The following is a 19988-nucleotide window of genomic DNA, read 5'->3' on the forward strand; positions in this document are numbered from 1 at the left end:
CGCGTCGGCGTGGGTGTTGGCGTGGGTGTCCGCGTCGGCGTGGGTGTTGGCGTGGGTGTCCGCGTCGGCGTGGGTGTGGGCGTCGACGTGGGCGTCGACGTGGGCGTCGGCGTCGGGTTGAAGCAGAGACGCTGACGCTCAAGATCCGGTGGAGTTCCGCTCGGCAGGCAAGGTTTGTTCTCCGGCGGCAGCGGCTTCAGGTAGCGCAGGTCATAGTTTTCCTGATCGCTGCCATCGCGGGTAGCAAAGCGCAATCGCGCAGTGCCGGTATTTTCATAGGTCTGGATCTCTACCAGGTAGGGAGAGTCCTGGGATGGATCCGCGCAGTCCAGCTCCAGGCGCAGGGTGACCTGCTTGCCGCCGCCATCTGACCAGGCTTCGGCACCTGCCGCGTCCGTCCCTAGCCTAAGGTCAGTGCCTTTCTCAACGCTGTATTTGAAGATGGGTGGCTCCGCGGGGTTGGGAGGGTTGTAGTTGAGGTTGCGCCGGATGATCAACCGCACGCCATCATCACCATCGAGGATGTGGTAGCTCTGCAGGCCCGGCCAGCGGGGATAGAGCTCCCCTACCCAGCGGACGACGAAGAAATCGTTGCCGTTGTTGTTGCCACTGCCAGATACACCGCTTCTGCGCCGCCAGCAGGAGCGTAGGAAGTTGAACTGGTTGGGGTTGAATCGGAGCTCGCTAGTTCCCTGTCCGTTGGGGAGCAGCCTATTGAGGTCGTATCCAATGCGAGGGCTGCCGACAGGCACATAGGAATAGCCGATGTCATCCGCATCGATGGGCGCGTTCGGCAAGTTGTTGTTGCCGTCTAGCTCTCCGCAACTGGGCATCCAGAACCAGTCGCCGCGATCCCGGCGATCCGGACTAGGATCAGGTGGGATGAAAGGTGGCCGAGGCTCCTGAAGAAGATCCTGCCAACGATTCGGCGGCACGAGAATTGGCACCGACAGGCGGCAAAGGGGCTGCAGAATGTCATACAAATCGCCGCTGCAAGTGGAATTGCTGTACAGCCCTCGCTTGAAGGGAGAGTTGGAATTCAGCGACGTGCTGCTGCCGAACTGGTACTGGAAGCCACCCCACGAGGGGAAACCAGAACCGCTGCGGGCAAAGCTGCTTGGATTGACGGTGCCATTGTCGTTACTGATAGCGTCGCGCACGCAGGCCCAGTGTTCCCTGCTGTCGGTGCTATTTACATTGCAGCGGGGCGCACTGCTGGTGTAGCCGTTGTTGTATTGACCGATGGCATCCGGCACCCCCTGGGCCGGGAACACTGGATCCGGCCAGCGCACCGCCCGCAGGTAGGGCAGGTTTTTATTTTGAGCATTCGAGAGCAAAGGGCCTACAGCGCCAGTGCTGGCAAACCCCGTATTGGGGTCGTACTGGTTCCGCGGGTTGGTGATCCAGCCGTTGTAGTACTCGGCCAGCAGGCCGCCACCTATCGGCTTACCGTCTTTCGAGGGAACTGGGCAAGGTTGGAGGGGAGCCACCATCACCCAGCGGGAGGTATCCAGCACCGGGTTGCCCAAGGCGGAGATGCGCACGCCGAAGTTGGCATAGCCCGTGTCTGGCGCCCGCAACTGCCGCACCTCAGGCACGCCCCGACCTACTGTCCGGTCGGTTTCACTGTTGCGGTGCTCAAAGATGGTGTCGCGGGCAAACACGTCCGGCCAGCCGGGCTGGTTGGTGTTGTCGCCCAGGTTCTGGGCCCCGCCGGTATTGTCGAAGCGCAGGACACCGGCGCCATTGTTATTCGGATCCGGAGCCGGCCAGTTGTTGCCCCGGATCACCAGCGCCTGGTTGAGGAAGGAGGTGTTGGCCCCAAGGTTTGGCCCGCTGCAGCCGTAGTAGTCGTTGCGGCGAGGAGCCGAGGCCCGCTGTGGGTTGCCCTGGTAGTCGCGGTTGGCCACAAAGCTGCTGCCGCCGCCATTGAGGGTGCCATCCTGGACAAAGCCATCGTCAATGCTGCCATCGCAGAAATCGGCGGAGAGGATATTGATCGAGTCGCCTATGATCTCAGTGGGCCGCCAGAGATCCTCCGCTGCCCGGGCAAAGCGCCGGTCTTCATTCTTCCGGAGTCGCCCGTAGAAGTTGCTGTAAAGGCCGTCTGATCCAAAAGTGAGGCGAGTGGTGAACTCTTCCAGCCGATCCTCTTCCAGCCCCTTGCCTTCCCTCCTCTGGTGCAGGTTAAAGTCCCCTTGAATGTAGACGGGGTTGTCGGAAATAAAGGAGAGGCCAAAGACGGCTTCATCGAGGTTAAACCCGCCGCGGGCCAGCACTGCCCCATTGCGCAGCCGGAAGCCATAGGGCCGCCGATCCGGATCGGGGTAGTAGTCCACCGGTTTGGGACTGAGGCCTTGATCGGAAACAGGCGGATCGCCGACCGGTTGGTCGCGACCAGGCTGACCGGCATTCATGATGAAGGGAAGGGTGCCGCGGGCGTTTGCCGCTTGCCAGGCAGTTTGATAGGCGGCGAAGTTGGTCAAAGGCGGGCGGGCAATGGCATCCTCTCGCACCGCATCTTCCCGGAAGGCGTAGAAAATACCCCCCTCGCGGCCTTCTTGCACGCCGGCAGGCAGCCAAGTATCTCCGTTAATCAAGCCCTTTTCCTGCCCCGGGACGTTGCTGGGCAAAAGATCCGGGACGTTGTTGGTCAAAAGGGCCAGGTCGATGTTGAGGGCCCGCACTGCCATCGCCTCGCGGCCATCGTAAAACACCGAATCTTTGAAGGGCACGCGATAGCACTGGTCGCCGACCTGGATCAGCTCCATCTGGTTGCTGTTGGGATGCTTGCCAAGCAGGTCGCTCCTGGGGCAAGAGGTTGAGGCCCTGGGCAATACCCACTCGTTGATGTTCTTGCGGGGCTGGAGTCTGATCAGCTTCAAGTCATCCAGCTCCTCCAAGTTGCAGCCGGGATTTCTGGGATCGCACAGGGCTCGATAGGTTGCCCTCGGTACCCAACTCTCACCATTAAATGGCTTATATGCCTCCCTCCGCCGCTTCTCCAGAGGATCCTCGTGGTTGAACCAGTCAGTGTTGTTTTCGGTCGTGTCAGGGAAAATGTAGCGCAGCGGCAGGTAGAAGCGGTTAGAGGCATTCAGATCACCCCTACGGCTGGCTTTGATGTCATCCCGAAGGATCTGAGCTACTGGATCCCCGGCGTTGGCAGCCGCCTCAATCCGCAGAATGTTGTCGGCCAGCATGCCCAACATACAGCCCGCCGTCTGCAGCGTGGTCTGGTCGGCCAGGCTAAGCTCTTCGACAGGCGTGCCTTTGTTAACCGTATCGATCACCCGCCGCAGCTCGGAGAAGTTGCCAAAGGCGGTGATGAACGGATCCGGGTGGATGCGGCCCGCCTCCTGCCTGGGCGGATAGGCCCCGTCGGGGTCGCCGGCAAAATTGGCCAGGTTGGTTAGCGCCGTCCACAGGGGCGTGCCAGGCCGCAGCCGCTCTTGCATCGGCGCAGGGTCATATTCCCAGACGTTGGTGCCCTGGCCGGTGAAGAAGTTGATGCCCAGTTGATTGGTCTGATCGCCGGCAGGGAAGGTGGAAGCCTGCTTCAAGCTCCAAGGCGTGCCGGGGTGGGCCACCGTGGCCAGGCAGGCGATGGGGAAGCGCCCCTTTTGGTGGCTGTAGTGGTAAACCGCCGTGGCCTGCACCGCCGCCGGGTTATCCCGCAGGGTTAGGCGTTGCCGCGCCTCGTTGCTGATGAAAATGGCCTGTAGCCTAGTGGGATCAGGATCAGGATCATTGGGATCACCAGGGGGCACCAGCGGCAAGGGCAAAGAGTCGGTGCGGGTCAGCTCCAGGCGCTGCCCCACGATCACCCGCAGGCCCTCCACACGAGCCCGCCGCTCCCAGTAGCCATCCAGCCCCACCTCGGCACGCGCGCCTTCGGGTGGGTTGTCTTCGGTGAGGGATTCGCCCAGCTCATTTTTGGCCTCAGACGGGATCCGGTCACCTGCCCTGGCGTTGAACTTTTCGGCAAAGGTGGGCACGTTGCAGCCCTTCTGCGGGTCAGGCGTCACGGGTGGACGCTCGTAGCTGGCCTTGGGCCCAAAGCGGTTGTCGGCCCGATAGACATCGTCCACGTAGGGAGGGCAGACCTGGTCGGAACCGGCCTGAAAACCGCCAGCCTTGATCCGGCCGGGGTTGGGCTCCCGTTTGGCGTTGAGGGGAGAATTTGCCCATCCAGCCGCGTCTTGCTGGTAATTTCCTCGGGTGCGTATGCGGCCGAAAAGGTGGAGCTCCAGCGGATCCAGGGCCACACTCTCCGGCTCTACCGTGTTTTGCACCGAGTCAAAGTTCTGGTTGTTTAGACTGACCGACACCCTCGGTGCTACGTCTTGCTCGCCGGAGTGCACATCGAAAACCAGGCTATCGCTCACCTCCTGGCCAGCGTAGCCAATAGCCCCTGCCACCAGCTCTCCGAAGGCAGTAATCTCCGAGTTATCTACAGGCATGTAGAAGCAGGATTGCTCCGAGCTGATGGTGAAAGCCCGGAACAAGTTGTTGGGAGCATAGCGGAAGAAAAGGCTGCCGCCGGCGTAGATGGCGCCGTTCCAGTTGTAGGCGGGGGTGAAGAAGAACTCCAGGTCGCCGCGGCTGAAGGCCCCCCACTTGTTGAGGAGATCCCGCCGCTGATCCTGCTGGAACTGCAAAGCCGAAATGGCGCGGGTGGTGGAGTCGGCGCCTTGAATGGGCAAGGTGACGGCAAAGACTTGGAAAGGCTTGTACAGCGCCGATCCCGCCTGGAACCAGTCTCCCACGTTGGGGTTGGCGGTCTGCTCGGCGGCGTTGTCGATACAGGGGTTCAGGGCCGACCCTTGCAGGGGGCCACTGCGGATCAGCAACCGATGCGCCCGCTCTGTATCGCTGATGTTAGCTTCAAAGCCTTGTTGTTCCTTCTGGCCCGTCACCGGCGCACGGCGATTATGAAGAATTGTATAGGCAGTAACCGAGTCATTGACGCCGTTGTTGTCCGTGTCCACCAAGAACCACCAGGCCGGTGACTGTCGCTCAACCGGACGCTGGGAATCTGGCACGTTGGCCGTGTATCTCAGCAGGAAGCGGTTTTCATCGGGCAGAGTATAGGGATCCTGCTGCTCTGCAGGCACTATGCTGCCGTCGTTGAGCAGGGCAGAGGCCAACTGCGCATCAGTAGGGGTGCCAGCGGGCAGGCGGGGATCCCGCACCAAGTAGTCGATCTTGGCCCGCGCCCGGTCGATGGCGGCGTTTAGTTGTCGGCTAACCGTCTGCCCCGCCCGTTCCACCTGGGTTTGGATATTGCGCTGGGTGGAGCGGGTGAGCAGGCCCACCGTTACCAAGCTCAACACCAGTACAATCAAGATGGCGACCGGTAGAACAAAGCCACGCTCGCGGATCCTGCGCCGATCCACCGGGATCTTCAGAGAGCCAAGCAGACGCAGGGCAAGCTTGAGCAACAGCGGAGAAGGAGCAGACATAGCCGTACGCGGGTAAAGGCTACCAGGATAGCAACAGTATGCAAGGGATCCCGATTGCAGACATCCCCACCTCTGGGGGGAACCGCCGGGCTGCCCAAGCGCTCCGCCCGCTCACGCGACCACCCCCGGCCCCTCTCCCTCAGGGAGAGGGGAGGAGGATAGGGGCTCTGTACTTAGAGAATTCCCAGTTGTTGCGCCTTGAGCAGAGCAGTGACACGGTCGGTGGCGCCCAGCTTGCGGTAGGCAGTGCTGGCGTATTCTTTCACGGTTTCCACGCTGAGGCCCAGGCGGCGGGCAATCTGCTTGTTGGCCAAGCCTTGGCTCATCAGTTGCAACACACAGAGCTCGCGGGGGGTAAGCTTGGGCAACTCTTGGGAAGCAGGCAGCCAGTCTTGGTCGGGGTTGGCCAAGATCTGGCGAAGAACGCGGGCCAGCTCCGCCGGGTCAGTTTCTTTGGAGAGGTAGCCTTTGGCCCCCGCTCGTCGCGCCGCCTCGATCAGGGCCGGCTCCTGAAAGGTGGTCATCATCACCACCACCACCGACAGGCCCAGCTCAACAATCTGCTGGCAGGCCAGGATCCCATCTCCATCCGGCATGCGCACATCCAAAATGGCCACCTCGGGAGGGTTGTGGCGGCAGTACTCAACGGCCTGGGATCCCGTCTCCGCTTCGGCCACCACCTCAAATCCTTGCGCTTGCAGGGCAAACTTTAGCCCCAGCCGAAATAGGGGATGGTCGTCGGCAATCAGAACTCGCACAGGGGAACTCATGGCAGGGGATCCCGGCCAGGGAGAGAGCTAAGCTTAATCTGCCCAAAAAGGGAGCTAGCCCAAGCGCTCCGCGCCGCTAACGCCACCACCCCCGATCCCTAGGGAGCTAGTTTTTCACAAAGACCATGCCGTGGGCGCTGGGGCTAAAGGTGGGATCCAGTTGGGTCTGGGCGTTGTACAAGGCGCCAGTTAGATCGGCTCCCTCCAGAAAAGCTCCCCGCAGGTCGGCCCCGCGCAGATCGGCCTGGATTAGGTTGGCTCCTGTCAGGTCAGCGCCGGCGAGAATGGCCCCGCGCAAATCCGCACCGCTGAGGTTGGCTACCTGAAGGTTAGCCCCTGTGAGATTGGCCTGCTGCAGGTTGGCTTGGCTGAGGTCCGCCTCCCACAGAAAGGCCCCGCCCTGATCCGTGCTGCTCAGGTTGGCGCCGCGCAAATCGGCCAAGTTGAGGATTGCCTGGGAGAGGTTGGCAGCTTGCAGGTTGGCCTGCTTGAGGATGGCTTCTTTGAGGTTGGCCCCCCGCAAATCCACGCCTGGCAGCTCCGCTCCCGTTAGGTCGCAGGCGGGGCAATCTTTGCTGGGGGCAACAACTTGGGATCGGCCCAGTTGGGCATCCAGCTCCAGTTGAGCAAAAACAGGAAGTGCCGGGATCCCGACCACCCCGCCGAGGAGACCGACCCAAAACTGGGGCCATGCCATCTTTTTCACCGGGATCCCTCCCTCACCCCCGGCCCCTCTCCTCTGGGAGAGGGGAGCTGGGGATCAACCTAGAACTATAGCTGCTTGCGGGGGATCCGCCATCCAGTTGCCACCTGGCCTGGGGGCGGCTGGCAGCGGGGGCAAAAGTGGGCTGAGCGGCCCGCCAGTTTAAGCCGCTGAATGGGGGTGCCACAGAGGCGGCAGGGATCCCCTTCCCGACCGTACACCCAGGCTTGACCTTGATAGTTGCCGTTGAGCCCACGCAGATCCCGGTAATCGCGCAGGGTGGTGCCCCGCTGCTCCAGCCCAACCCGCAACACCTCGATCAAAGCTTGCCGCAGGCGGCTTTTGGCAGCGTCGGAAAGCTGCGAGGCGGGCGTCAAAGGGTGAATGCCGCTCAAAAACAGGGCCTCGTCGGCATAGATGTTGCCCACCCCCGCCACCAGCCCCTGATCCAGCAGGGCAGTTTTGATGGGGCGGCGGCTCTTCTGCAAAGCCGCTTGGAAATAGATTTCTGAAAAGGCTGGCGACAGCGGCTCCGGCCCCAAGCTCTGCAGGGCGGGGATCACCGTCTCCGGCTCCACCCCGGCGGGCACCAGCCACATCTGGCCAAAGGTGCGCAGATCAACAAAGCGCAGCTCCCACCCCTGCTCCAGGCGCAGCCGGACGCGAGTATGAACCGGCAAAGGCGCGGATCCCTGAACCCAGAGCAGTTGCCCGGTCATGCGCAGATGCACACCCAGAACCGCTCCGGAGTCCAGGGATCCCAAGAGATACTTGCCTCGCCGCTGCCACTGGGTCAAACAGGTACCAGCCAGCCCCTGCTCAAACTCCTCTTTGCCAGGGTAGGCCACGGTGCGAGGGAGAAGCACCTCCACCGCCAGGATGCGCAGACCTAGAGTAAGGCGCTGCAGATCCCGCCTGACGGTTTCAACCTCGGGCAGCTCGGGCACAGGACAGGAAGGCCAAAAACTTGGTTTACTTGGCAGAGGTAGCTTTGGCTTTGGGCTTGGGCTCTTCCACCACCTCCAGCTCGTCCTCGCGGAAGTTGTTGGTGTTGATGTTGTAGTAGTTAACCTTGTCAAAGCGGACGATCACCGGGTAGAGGATGCCACTGGTATCCACCGCTGCCACCGTCCCCACATCCCGATACCAGTAGGATTCTTTCCGCAACACACGGACTTTGGCACCACGCTGAATCGCCATAGGGGTTTTCTCCGTTGACCTGCACTTCAGATTACCCTAGTCGGTGGGACGGCTGCGATTTCCGAACTTTTGTAACAGGGATCCCTGCCGTTCTGGGCTAAGGGGAGGAACACAGCAGAGTAGCTTGGTAGCCCTTCGTCCCGCTAGCGCGAAAGGACTCCGTCCCGCTAGCGCGATTACTGGGGGGCAGAAAAGCCTTCGAGCGACTTGAGTGCACCTACCCTGCTGAAAAACCCGGACAGTGCCGAAAGCCAGTCAGTAAGCGGAACCTTGAGGCTTTGTCTCTAGGAACGGTCTAGAGGCGTCTTGACAGCGCCTTTACGGGTCCAACTGTGGACTGCGTAAGCATCCCCCGACCGGGGGTGTGTCAACGGTTGCCTAATCGTCTTCTTGCAATTATGAAGAAATGCAAACTATACTAAAGGGCAGGGAGCGTTCTTCCAGATTTGCCCCAGAGCACCCAGCGGAGGTTCCTATGTCCAACCCCAACCTGTCTGAGCCCAAGTTTGGCTTTAACGAATATGCCGAGCGTCTCAACGGTCGCGCAGCCATGATTGGCTTTGTCCTGGCCATTGTCATCGAGGCGGTGACCGGCCAAGGCGTCGCCTCTTGGCTGGGGCTGATCTAGAAAACTTGGCTTGCGGCAACCCCCCTCTCCTTGAGGGAGAGGGGGGAGCGAGGGCAAAATCAAGTAAACCACCTGCCTCCAACTGAGCAGACTTTTGGTAGCCCTACAGTTGGCAAGCCAACCGCGAGCCTCTGGACTGGTTTACCTTCAGCTCCAATCGACCGTTACCAGTGCCCAATACCGCGTTATGCGGCCTTCTTCCTGGCCCTGACCCTACGGGTAGAAGGCAGGGCCTCTGCAGTTTCTAGCTGATCCCTTCCTGGCGTTTGGCAATGGGCATGCGCCAGCCGGTGCCAAAAGCCCGATCGGTAACCCGCAGTCCCGGAGGGGCTTGGTGGCGCTTGAACTCGGCATTTTGCACCAGCCGCAGCACCTGCTGTACAGTATCGGCATCAAACCCTTGGGCCACCAGCTCGGCAGCGGATTGGTGCTGTTCAATGTGCCGCTGCAGGATGGCGTCCAGCACGTCGTAGGGGGGTAGGCTGTCGCTATCTCGCTGGTCCGGCCGCAGCTCTGCCGAGGGGGGCTTGGTGAGGATGGGAAGAGGGATCCGCTCCTGCTGCCGGTTGATCCAGCGGGCCAGGCGGTAGACCCAGGTTTTGGGCACATCGGAGATCACCGCCAAGCCGCCGGACATATCCCCGTAGATGGTGCAGTAGCCCACCGCCAGCTCCGACTTGTTGCCCGTGGTCAAAAGCAGCCGGCCAAACTTGTTGGAGAGGGCCATGAGCAGGGTGCCGCGGATGCGGGACTGCAGGTTCTCTTCGGTGATGTCGGGGGGGAGGCCAGCAAAAGGCTCGGCCAGGAGATGGTGGTAGCTCTCCATAATCGAGTGAATGGGCAGCTTTAGGGTCGGGATCCCTAGGTTTTGCGCCAGTTGGTAGGCGTCCGTCAGGCTGCCGGGACTGGAATAGGGAGAGGGCATGAGCACTCCCAGCACCCGCTCTGGCCCTAGGGCGTCGGCGGCAATGACGGCAGTAACAGCCGAGTCGATCCCTCCCGACAGGCCCAGCAACACCTCGCGAAAGCCACATTTGCTGACGTAGTCGCGGGTGCCCAAAACCAAGGCTTGGTAGAGCTCCGCTTCCGGCTCTGTTGGCCAGCGGGATTCCGGCGGGCTGGGTTCCTCATCACGGGGATGGAGCAGCGCCTCCACATCCACGATGAGCCGATCCGGCGCAAAAGCAGCGGCTTGGGCCACCAGCCGGCCGCGGCCATCTAGGGCGCAACTGGCCCCGTCAAAGATGAGGTCGTCGTTGCCTCCCACCTGGTTGACATAGAGGATGGGCAGGGCGTGCTTGCGGGCTAGGGATCCCAGCATCTCCACCCGCAATTTTTGCTTGCCCAAGCTAAAAGGGGAGGCGGAAAGGTTAATCAGCAAATCGGCGCCGCAGCGGGCCATCTCTTCTACTGGATCGCGGTGGTAGCGGCGGTGCTGCCAGAAGTCGCGGTCGTTCCAGATGTCCTCACAGATGGTAAAGCCCAGTCGGCGGCCCCGGTACTCAATGGGCGGGGGCGGGGATCCCGGCTCGAAGTAGCGATCCTCGTCGAAGACATCGTAGGTGGGCAGGAGCGACTTCTGAAACCAGTGGCGGATCTGCCCCCTTTCCAGCCAGGCTGCCGCATTGTAGAGGGGCCGCCCCTCCGGCAGAGGGTTGGGCTGCACGGATCCCACCACCACCGGAATGCTCTCCTGCAGCCGGGCGGCCAACTGCTGCAAAACTTGGCCGGCCCTCTCGATGAGAGCTGGATAGAGCAGCAGATCCCGGGGTGGGTACCCCAACAGGGCCAGCTCAGACGTAATGGCCAGCTCCGCTCCTGCCGCCGCCGCTGCCTCGACCGCCGCACGGATGCGTTCAGCATTGCCGCTGAGATCGCCAACGGTGTAGTTGAGTTGCAACAGCGCTACCTTCACTTGGATCCCCTTGGCCGAGAACGGTTGCCCGGCAAATGGCAGACTCCACGATGATAGGCCAGCTTGAATCGTTGATGCGGCAACTTAGGCAGCGCCCCAGCGAAACTGGGGATCTAACCCTGCGCAGCTTGGAACATCTGGCTGAGCAAGCTCTGCAGGCTAAGTCTCTAGATCAACTGCGCGGCATTGAAGGGATCGGCGCAGCCCTGTATTTCCCGGAATTGGGCAATTGCTTACAACAAAAAGGATTTGTTTTGCTCAAGCGCACCCGACAACCACCCACCAATCCAGTCAATGCCATGCTTAGCTTTGGCTACATGGTGCTCTGGAACCACCTATTAACCTTGATTGAGCTGCAAGATTTGGATCCCTATCAAGGTTGCCTACATGCCAGCAGTGAACGCCACGCTGCTCTGGTTTCCGATTTGCTGGAAGAGTTTCGAGCACCTATTGTGGACTCCCTGGTACTGTGGCTTGTCAATAGCGGTGTTATGGATATCCAAGAAGACTTCGAGTATCGAGATGGGGGCTGTTTTCTCAACGATGCTGGCAGAAAGAAATACCTCAAAGCTTTTCTCCAGAGAATGGAGGGATCCATTACAACTCCTGCTGGGGATCAGCCCCGCTGGGATTTGCTAACACAGCAGGTTAAGAAGTTTAAGCAGTCCGTCTATAATCCTCAAGACTTGTATCAGCCTTACCGGATTCGCTGATGTTTCTTTATGTTGTTACCTACGATACCCCCTGTGACAAGCGCCGCAAGAAAATTGCCGACTTGCTAGAAGGCTACGGCAAGCGGGTGCAGTACAGTGTCTTCGAGTGCGTCCTCAACAAGGACAAGTTCGAGGAGCTCAAGCTACGGCTCCGAAAAAGGATCAAGCCTAACGAAGACAGCGTCCGCTTCTATCCCCTCACCAGCCACGCCCTCGATCAAGTGGAAATCTGGGGTGAACCCCCTTTAACTGCACCCCCTGGCTCGGTCATCGTGTAGCTCAGGCAACTTTCCCCCTACCTAAGTACTTGATGTTCTCGAAAGCACACAAAAACGGTATCAGCAGCTCTGCGAGCGCCTCGCCAAATCCCGCAAAGGCCGATTCTTTCGTTGACCCGCTCGATGCCTTGCCCCACAAGGCTTTCAGGCCTCTTGCCCCCCCTCTTCCAGGCCCTTTTTTGCCGTCTTCGACCGACCCCCTCGCAAATGGGTCTTGCATTCCTTGCCCCACTTGGGTTTAATAGGGGTAGTGTTCCCCCTTCGGGGGGATCCCTAGAAATTGGAAACTACCAGCCCCTGGGATATGTGTGGGCTCCCAAGTACGCCAAGTTCCCCCTTCGGGGGGATCCCTAGAAATTGGAAACATGGCGGTGCCGATGTACCTCATTTCTCCTCCTTAAGTTCCCCCTTCGGGGGGATCCCTAGAAATTGGAAACTAGCAACCATCCTCTCCTGTGACATAGGCGGGGATCCCGAGGTTCCCCCTTCGGGGGGATCCCTAGAAATTGGAAACTGGAAGAGCCGGTAGTGGACAACGAACGCCTCCGCCGTTCCCCCTTCGGGGGAATCCCTAGAAATTGGAAACCCACCACAGTTCGGGAGCCAAAGCCCCCCATCGCTCAAAAGTTCCCCCTTCGGGGGGATCCCTAGAAATTGGAAACCAGAGAGTCAGATCGCAGCTATCACAGAAGTCTGCGCTAGTTCCCCCTTCGGGGGGATTCCTAGAAATTGGAAACTCGAACGCCACCTCGGAGGAAGCCGGCGCCGCTTCCTCGTTCCCCCTTCGGGGGGATCCCTAGAAATTGGAAACGTCCCCGCTGGCGGGAGCACGCCCGTTAGCCTTGGTGGGTTCCCCCTTCGGGGGGATCCCTAGAAATTGGAAACACGCGGGGATGCTGGCCCAGGGGCCCAGAAAACTACTCGTTCCCCCTTCGGGGGGATCCCTAGAAATTGGAAACCTTGGAGAGACCGCCAAGGAGCGTTTCGTAAACGTTGTAGTTCCCCCTTCGGGGGGATCCCTAGAAATTGGAAACGACGAGCTCTCTCCATTCTTGGACCTCTGCTTCCCACTCCCGCGTTCCCCCTTCGGGGGGATCCCTAGAAATTGGAAACCAGTGGAGTCCCCTGGTCGTCACCGAAGTAGGGTTGCAGGAGCGTTCCCCCTTCGGGGGGATCCCTAGAAATTGGATTGGAAACGCTCGGGTGTCCTCCTACTCCTTCTTCACCAAGAGGTTGGAGGTTCTCCGTTTGCAGGATCCCTTGGAAACAATTGGAAACACACTAGAGGGGCTACGCTTTAATGTCTAGTTGCCTTTACTAGGCTTTCCAGGCGCAGGGGGGTTCTGGGAATGGGGAAAGGCCTCAGCCTCTGGCATCGGCTGGCGCGCAGCTATGGACTTAGGCTTTTGGAGGCTGCCGATATAGCCGTCAATGGCTCGCGGCCCTGGGATCTGCAAGTCCACGACGAGCGGCTTTACCTGCGCTGCTTGCTCTATGGATCCCTGGGCTTTGGCGAGGCCTACCTGGAGGGGTGGTGGGATTGCGAGGCTATTGATGAGCTGGTTTGTCGTCTCCTCACCAGTCAGGCAGCCGAGCAAGTGGGCTGGCCAGTTCGGCTCCTGCTTGCCCTGGACAGTCGCCTCATCAACCGCCAGCGGGGTAAGGGAGCGTTTGTGGTTGGCCAGCGCCACTACGACCTTGGCCATGACCTCTACGAGGCCATGCTGGATCGCCGCCAGATCTACAGCTGTGCTTATTGGGATGGGGGGGCACAAACCCTCGACGAAGCCCAGGAAGCCAAGCTGGATCTCATTGCCCGCAAGCTAGATCTCCAGCCCGGCATGCGCGTGCTCGACATCGGCTGTGGTTGGGGCGGCACGGCACAGTACCTGGCCGAACGCTACGGTGTGCAGGTGGTGGGCATCACCGTCTCGCAAGAGCAGGCTAGGCTAGCCAGCGAACGCTGCCGTGGCCTACCGGTGGAGATTCGGCTGGAAGACTATCGCCAGACGCAGGGAAAGTTTGATCGGATCCTTTCTGTGGGCATGTTTGAGCATGTGGGCTACCGCAACTACCGAACATTTATGCAGGTAGCCCGTCGCCTTCTCAAAGAGGATGGCTTGTTTCTTCTCCACACCATCGGCACCAACGTTGCCTACCAGGGTCGGGATCCGTGGATTGAGCGCTACATTTTTCCCAACTCGATGCTCCCCTCGCCTCGGCAGATAACAGCGGCTTTCGAGGGCCTATTTGTTCTGGAAGACTGGCACAACTTTGGGATCAACTACGTGGCCACCCTAAAAGCTTGGCACACCAATTTTGAGCGGGCATGGCCCCAACTGGCTGGTCGCTACGACGAGCGCTTTCGCCGCATGTGGCGGCTTTACCTGCTAATGAGTGCCGGCAGCTTCAAGGCCCGCGCCAGCCAGCTTTGGCAACTAGTCCTCTCGCCCAGGGGAGTAAGGGGCGGCTACCGCTCAGTGCGGTAGTTGTTTCCTCCCGCGCCAACCCCTTGGGCTCCCCAAGCTGCGTGCTACGATGACTTTTGATTATCATTCTCATTCAGGCAAGTGGGTTGATGCCCGAAGCTCTGCGGCAGATTGTCGCGCGCTTTCAAAAGGCCAAAACCTCTCGTCAGAAGTACGAGTTGCTGCTGGCCTATGCCAAGCGCCTGCCCCCTTTCCCCGATTCCCAGCGAACAGAGGAGAATCTCGTGCGGGGTTGTGCTTCGCGGGTGTGGCTGGCCACCGAGCTAAGAGACGGCAAGGTCTACATCCAGGGAGATGCCGATGCCCAGTTGGTCAAGGGCTTGGTGGCCGTTTTGGTGGAGGGGCTAAGTGGCTCAGCACCAGAGGAAATTTTGGGGGTTTCCCTGGAGTTTGTGCGGGAAATGGGCCTCAACTTCAGCCTTAGCCCTTCCCGCAGCAACGGCCTGGTGAGCATGTTTTCGCTGCTGCAGCAGCGGGCCTTGGCTTTCCAGAAGTCAGGCGCTTCCGACGCTGCTGTCTCTGTTGTCTCGTGAGGTGTTAGGGCTCATGGCTAATAACTCTCTGCGTTCGGCCCGACCCCTGAGATCACTGGCCTCGCTGGTGGCGGCCCTTTCGGTCGGGATCCTAGGCACCTTGCAGATGCGCCAAGAAGAGTCCCAGGCCCAGCAGGGATCCACCCCCCCGCAGGTGGTGACCACAATCCTGCCGATAACGCAATTTACCCGCGCCGTGGCCGGGAAGCGGGCCGAGGTGAAACCTCTGATCCCTCCCCAGATGGGGCCCCACGACTTTCAGGCCCGACCCGAGGATGCGCGCCTGCTGTCCCAGGCGGATGTGCTGGTGATCAACGGGTTGGGAATGGAGACCTTTTTGGAGGGATTGATTGCCAACGCCAGCAATCCGAAGCTGCGCATCATTGACAGCAGCCAAGGGATCCCGACTTTGCAGACCCAGGAGCCGGAGCATGGCCACTCCCACAGCCATGGCCATTCTCATGGTCACAGCCACGGCCATGGCCATTCTCATGGTCACGGGCACTCTCACGGCAAGTTGAACCCCCACATCTGGCTAGATCCCAGGCGAGCCATCCGGCAGGTGGAAAATATTCGCGATGGCCTCATTGCTGTCGATCCAGAAGGGGCAGAGACCTACCGCGCCAACGCCGCTGCCTTTATCCAGCAACTGGAGGCTTTGGATAAGGAAATCGAGCAGCGCTTGGCCCCCTTTGCCGGCAGAAAGTTTGTGGTCTTCCACGACTTTGCCCCTTACTTTGCCGAGCGCTACAGCCTCAAAGCGGAGTTCCTGGTGGAGATCCCGGAAGCCAGCCCCTCTCCGGAAGATGTGCGCCGGGTGATGGAGACGGTGCGGCAGTCGGGCCTAAAGACAATCCTGGTGGAGCCACAAGTGGGGAAGGACAACCCCTTTGAGGTCTTGGCCCGGGATCTGGGGGTACAAGTCCGCGTGTTCGATCCCTTGGAAACGGCTGGCCCAGAGGGGATCGAGCCGGAGTACTACCTAACCATCCTGCGGCAGAACGTGGAAAACCTGGTCTCCGCCTTCGAGAAAGAGAAGGCCTGGGTTCCCCTGCAGTTGCCCTTGGTGGGTCAGGCTGCTCTCGAGCACCTGCTGGCAAGGGGGCGATGAGCTTCCATTCTGGCGAGGTTGTCCTGCGGGTGGAGGGGCTGACGGTCTATCGGGGATCCCAGTTGGCGGTGCAGAATGTCTCGTTTGAGCTGGCGGCGGGATCCCATACGGCCATTGTTGGCCCCAACGGCGCCGGCAAGAGCACCTTGGTGCAGGCCATCTTGGGCATCCTGCCCCGCCAATGCGGCTCGGTTTGGATCCTAGGGGAGCCACTGCGCCTGTCAGGGTACTTGCCCCAGAAAGTGCGGCAGCAGCTTGCCTATGTGCCGCAGCGCTTGCACTTCAACCCCGCCCTCCCCCTAACAGTGGCGGAGTTTGTTGCCCTGGGCTGGGGATCCCTTAGGCCCCGCTGGCCCTGGCAGCAGCGAGCTGCTCGGCAGGAGGCCGTCAAAAAAGCCTTGCAACGGGCCGAGGCTCTGCACCTGGCCTCTAAGCCCCTGGGTCAACTGAGCGGCGGCGAGCTGAAGCGGGTGCTGTTGGCCTATTGTCTAGTCTGGCCGCGGCGGCTGCTGGTGCTGGACGAGGCTCCCGCTGGTCTAGATAGCCTCAGCGAAGGGGAGTTCTATCGGCTATTGGAAGAGCTGCGCCGCTCCCTGGGCTGGGCCATTCTGCAGGTCTCCCACGACCTAGAGATGGTGTCCCGCTACTGTGACCGCGTGCTGTGTCTCAACCGCTCCCTGATTTGTCAGGGATCCCCTGAGGCGGCCCTGGCGCCGGAGATGCTAAACCGCGTCTACGGCCCCGCGTTTGCCCGCTACATCCACCACCACTGAGGAGGGGCAATGCCGGAGACCTGGGCGCAGGTGGTGGAATGGCTGCAGTTGCCCTTCATGCAGCGGGCTCTTCTAGGCGGCATCCTGACGGGGGTGACGGGGGGGCTTTTGGGCAGTTTTGCCATCTTTCGGCAGTTGGCGTTTTTTAGTGATGCCTTGGGGCATTCGGCGCTGCTGGGTATTGTCCTGGGAGTGGCCCTGGGGCTGGATCCCACGGCGGTGCTGATGGTGTTTGGGGTGGTGTTTGCCCTGGGGGTGACTTTTGTCTTGGAACGCACCCAGCTTTCGGCGGATGCGGTGCTAAACATCATCTACTCTTCCTCCTTGGCCCTGGCCATCATTGGCCTTAGCCTGATCCCTGGCTACCGCGGCAACCTTAACCAGTTGCTGTTTGGGGATATTCTCGGCATCAGCCTGCCGGCCTTGTGGATAAGCGGCCTGCTCCTGCTCTTGGCCCTGGGGTATATTGGGCTGACCTTGCCTGCCCAGATGCTGCTCACCCTGGATGAGTCACTGGCGCGGGCGCGGGGGGTAGAGGCGGGCTGGCAGCGGCTGGCCTTTGTGGTGCTGCTGGCGCTGGTGGTGGCTCTTTCGATCCGCTCGGTGGGGGTGCTATTGGTGAGCGCTTTTGTGGTGATCCCTGCCTCGACGGCGCGGCTTTTGGCATCCGGCTTTACAACCTATGTGCTGCTGGCCATGGTCTTGGGGGGCTTAAGCGCCGTGCTGGGGATCCTCCTCTCAGCCGCCTTCAACCTCCCCTCCGGCCCCAGCATTGTGACCACCCAGTTGCTGTTTTTTCTCCTGGCTATGGGGCTGAAGGGGGGAGCGCAACTGCTGCGGCTCTAGCTGCCGGCCATTCCCAAAATTCTCTCTGGCAGAAGCTGGCCAAACAGGCGGCGGTAGCTCTCCGGGAAGACCTGGCCCATGAGGGTGGGCTGCTCGTAAACCCGCTTGAGGGTATTGAGATCCCGTTTGGTGATGGTGGGCACCCGCAGCAGGCGGCGATTGCCGGTAGCCGCTGCATGGTGGCCGCCGTACATCAGATCCCGCGGGTTGGGACTATGGCCCCACAGCCCCAGCCCATGGCCAATCTCGTGCCGAGCCACCGCCGTCACTTCTGCCAATCCCTGGCCTTCGGCAATGACAATGCGCACCCGCTGCTGCAGCGAGCCATCGGCGGCAAAGAAAAACTCAGGCCGGGCTGCCCCCGCTATCCCTTCGCCAATGGCAGGAACGCGGTAGATGCTTATCCCGTAGAGGGCCTCCTCTTCTTTGCCCACCACTTTCAGGGGGATGTAGGCCGACCACTCCTTTACCGCCTGCTCCACAAAGGTTTTCCACTGGGGGTGATCCCCCTGAATGTAGACAGGGACGGGGTAGAAGGCCCACTGGGCATAAGCTCCGCCCGGCAGCAGCGGCTCGATTTCTTCGAAGTAGTCTCCCGCCGACTTGTCGTAGGTGTAGCGGGCTAGGCCGGGGGGCAGCTTGAGGCGAACCGGCTGCGGCAGCTCTTCCAGGGGCCTCTGCGCCTGGGCCAGGGATCCCACCCCCCCTAGCGCCAGCGCCAGGAGCATTGCGCCGGCAATAACCCCAAGCTGAAGGATGGAACGCCGCCGCCAGGCCATACCTTGGTTTCCTCCCTTCCTGATTAAAGGCTATTGGCTAGAAAAGCCAACGTCGATGCCAGCCAAGGGATCCCCTGTCCTAGAAGTGGCGGAATTGGCTACACTGGAAATCTGCTGTCCCTAGCTTGGCCAAAGGTTTCCCATGCAGCTTCGTCTTGGCGAGCCGCCCCTAACACAGGCAGAATGCGCCTTGGTTTACTGCTTTGCCCCCACCGGCGAAAACGCCACCTTCTCGCTGCCTGCCGAGATTGCTGCCTTGGACGAGAAAGTGGGGTCGGGGCTGGTGGCGGAAGCAGTTCAAGAACAGAAGTTTCAGGGCAAGCCCAATAGCAGCCTTGCTCTGCGCCTGCCAGGAGCCATCCGCAAGCTGGTGTTGGTGGGGCTTGGGGATCCGGCTGCGCTGACGCTGGAAGCCCTGCGGCGGGCCACTGCCAATGGTCTGCGCCAGGCCCACAGCCTTAAAGCTAAGCAGGTGGTGCTGTCCTTGCCAGAAACGGGGCTGGATCCGGTGCGGGCGGTGCAGGCAGTAGCCGAAGCCAGCCTCCTTGTGGCCCACCAGGATAACCGCTTCAAATCCCAGCCCAAGCCCGAGGAAGAGCGCGGCTTTTCCGTTGAGGAAGTCACCCTCCTGGTGCCAGGCCTGGCCCAGGCCCGCCAAGACTATGAAAACGCCCTGCAGCGGGCCACCGAGATGGCTGCCGGGACGATCCTGGCCCGCGAACTGGTGGCCGCCCCTGCCAATGTCGTCACCCCCCCTGCCCTGGCCGACACTGCCCGGCAACTGGCTCAAGACTACGGCCTAGAGGTGGAGATCCTAGGACGGGAAGAGTGCCAAGCCTTAGGCATGGGGGCTTTCCTCGGCGTGGCCCAGGCCTCAGATCTGCCGCCCCAGTTTATCCACCTCACCTACAAGCCCAAAGAAGGGGATCCCGTCGCCAAGCTGGCCCTGGTGGGCAAGGGCCTCACCTTCGATTCCGGCGGGCTGAACATCAAAACCGACTCCCGCAGCATTGCCATGATGAAAACCGATATGGGCGGAGCTGCAGCCGTCTTGGGAGCGGCCCGGGCCCTAGCTGCCCTCAAGCCACAGGTAGAGGTGCACTTTATTGTCGCCGCCACTGAAAATATGATTAGCGGCCGTGCCCTCCACCCCGGGGACATCCTCACCGCCTCCAACGGCAAGACCATTGAGGTCAACAACACCGATGCCGAAGGCCGCCTCACCCTGGCCGATGCTTTGGTGTTTGCCGAAAAGCTGGGGGTGGACGCCATTGTGGATCTGGCCACCCTAACCGGCGCCTGCGTTATTGCGCTGGGAGAAGAAATTGCCGGCCTCTTTACCCCCAATGAGGCCCTAGCTCAAGAGCTGCAGCAGGCGGCCAACCTCTCTGGCGAAAAGATCTGGCGCCTACCCTTGGAAGAGAGCTACTTCGAGGGCCTCAGCTCCACCGTGGCCGACATGAAGAACACCGGCCCCCGCTCCGGCGGCTCCATCACCGCTGCCCTCTTCCTCAAACAATTTGTGGAGAAAACCCCCTGGGCCCACCTGGACATAGCCGGCCCGGTGTGGACAGAGAAGGATGCGGGCTACAACAACAAAGGCGCCACCGGCTACGGCGTGCGCACCCTGGTGGAGTGGGTCTTGGCGCGGCAGGCTGCAGCCACCTCCCCCTAGCCTGGTTGCTTGCTATTGTTCTCCACTCCCAAGGTTCTGCTTGTTGCGGCAGTGAGATTGCCCACAATCGCTTCTTGACCCTAGCAGCTTATGATCGAGATGTTGCTAGG

Annotated in this window: 15 protein-coding genes, 1 pseudogene and 1 CRISPR repeat array; of the genes and pseudogenes, 9 read left to right on the plus strand and 7 right to left on the minus strand. The window is 60.9% G+C overall.

Annotated features, from left to right (window positions below):
- The 5 genes from NW822_RS10365 to NW822_RS10385 form a co-directional block, all read right to left on the minus strand.
- Positions 1-5465, minus strand: a 5465-nt coding sequence (locus NW822_RS10365) for a type II secretion system protein (protein ID WP_414404374.1), incomplete at its 3' end; no start/stop codon positions are given.
- A 173-nt stretch (positions 5466-5638) separates the two neighbouring features.
- Positions 5639-6235 (minus strand): response regulator, encoded by a 597-nt coding sequence (locus NW822_RS10370; RefSeq protein ID WP_414362358.1) that lies wholly within the window; start codon positions 6233-6235, stop codon positions 5639-5641.
- A gap of 106 nt (positions 6236-6341) precedes the next feature.
- Positions 6342-6932: a pentapeptide repeat-containing protein gene (locus tag NW822_RS10375; RefSeq protein ID WP_414404375.1), complete on the minus strand. Its 591-nt coding sequence runs from the start codon at positions 6930-6932 to the stop codon at positions 6342-6344.
- 74 nt (positions 6933-7006) lie between these two features.
- Complete coding sequence (locus NW822_RS10380; protein ID WP_414362356.1) at positions 7007-7885, minus strand: DNA-formamidopyrimidine glycosylase; 879 nt, start codon at positions 7883-7885, stop codon at positions 7007-7009.
- A 25-nt stretch (positions 7886-7910) separates the two neighbouring features.
- The gene (locus NW822_RS10385) at positions 7911-8138 is read right to left on the minus strand and encodes a photosystem I reaction center subunit IV (RefSeq protein ID WP_414362355.1); all 228 of its coding nucleotides are present in this window, start codon (positions 8136-8138) and stop codon (positions 7911-7913) included.
- Positions 8139-8613: 475 nt separating this feature from the next.
- On the opposite strand from NW822_RS10385, the gene NW822_RS10390 reads away from it, so the two are divergent.
- On the plus strand, positions 8614-8766 hold the full coding sequence (locus NW822_RS10390; RefSeq protein WP_011429120.1) for a chlorophyll a/b-binding protein: 153 nt from the start codon (positions 8614-8616) through the stop codon (positions 8764-8766).
- A gap of 244 nt (positions 8767-9010) precedes the next feature.
- Here the strand turns inward: NW822_RS10390 and NW822_RS10395 are convergent, their stop codons facing one another.
- Positions 9011-10681: an NAD+ synthase gene (locus tag NW822_RS10395; protein WP_414404376.1), complete on the minus strand. Its 1671-nt coding sequence runs from the start codon at positions 10679-10681 to the stop codon at positions 9011-9013.
- Positions 10682-10713: 32 nt separating this feature from the next.
- Between NW822_RS10395 and cas1 the strand changes: the two are divergent.
- From cas1 to NW822_RS10430, 7 genes and pseudogenes are all read left to right on the plus strand, one after another.
- Positions 10714-11394, plus strand: a pseudogene (gene cas1 / locus NW822_RS10400) (CRISPR-associated endonuclease Cas1); the annotation flags it as partial.
- Positions 11394-11672, plus strand: a complete 279-nt coding sequence (cas2, locus tag NW822_RS10405; protein WP_414335550.1) for a CRISPR-associated endonuclease Cas2 — start codon at positions 11394-11396, stop codon at positions 11670-11672. The pseudogene cas1 and the gene cas2, both read left to right, overlap by 1 nt.
- A 252-nt stretch (positions 11673-11924) precedes the next feature.
- A CRISPR array of direct repeats spans positions 11925-12864; the repeat unit is 36 nt; unit sequence GTTCCCCCTTCGGGGGGATCCCTAGAAATTGGAAAC.
- A 157-nt stretch (positions 12865-13021) separates the two neighbouring features.
- The gene (gene cfa, locus NW822_RS10410) at positions 13022-14161 is read left to right on the plus strand and encodes a cyclopropane fatty acyl phospholipid synthase (RefSeq protein ID WP_414404377.1); all 1140 of its coding nucleotides are present in this window, start codon (positions 13022-13024) and stop codon (positions 14159-14161) included.
- An 89-nt stretch (positions 14162-14250) separates the two neighbouring features.
- Complete coding sequence (locus tag NW822_RS10415) at positions 14251-14694, plus strand: SufE family protein (RefSeq protein ID WP_414366388.1); 444 nt, start codon at positions 14251-14253, stop codon at positions 14692-14694.
- A gap of 13 nt (positions 14695-14707) precedes the next feature.
- Complete coding sequence (locus NW822_RS10420; protein ID WP_414404378.1) at positions 14708-15805, plus strand: metal ABC transporter solute-binding protein, Zn/Mn family; 1098 nt, start codon at positions 14708-14710, stop codon at positions 15803-15805.
- A complete protein-coding gene (locus tag NW822_RS10425) occupies positions 15802-16578 on the plus strand; it encodes a metal ABC transporter ATP-binding protein (RefSeq protein ID WP_414404379.1) in 777 nt (258 codons plus the stop codon). The genes NW822_RS10420 and NW822_RS10425 overlap by 4 nt, the downstream gene beginning before the upstream one ends.
- A gap of 9 nt (positions 16579-16587) precedes the next feature.
- Positions 16588-17424, plus strand: a complete 837-nt coding sequence (locus NW822_RS10430) for a metal ABC transporter permease (protein ID WP_414404380.1) — start codon at positions 16588-16590, stop codon at positions 17422-17424.
- On the opposite strand, the gene NW822_RS10435 is transcribed toward NW822_RS10430, so the two are convergent.
- Positions 17421-18203: a hypothetical protein gene (locus NW822_RS10435; protein ID WP_414404381.1), complete on the minus strand. Its 783-nt coding sequence runs from the start codon at positions 18201-18203 to the stop codon at positions 17421-17423. The two genes, NW822_RS10430 and NW822_RS10435, sit on opposite strands and share 4 nt — an antisense overlap.
- Before the next feature lie 142 nt (positions 18204-18345).
- On the opposite strand from NW822_RS10435, the gene NW822_RS10440 reads away from it, so the two are divergent.
- The gene (locus tag NW822_RS10440) at positions 18346-19878 is read left to right on the plus strand and encodes a leucyl aminopeptidase (RefSeq protein ID WP_414404382.1); all 1533 of its coding nucleotides are present in this window, start codon (positions 18346-18348) and stop codon (positions 19876-19878) included.
- Positions 19879-19988: the final 110 nt, after the last annotated feature.

It is taken from the genome of Synechococcus sp. H70.2 (assembly GCF_047462275.1).
Lineage (GTDB): Bacteria > Cyanobacteriota > Cyanobacteriia > Thermostichales > Thermostichaceae > Thermostichus.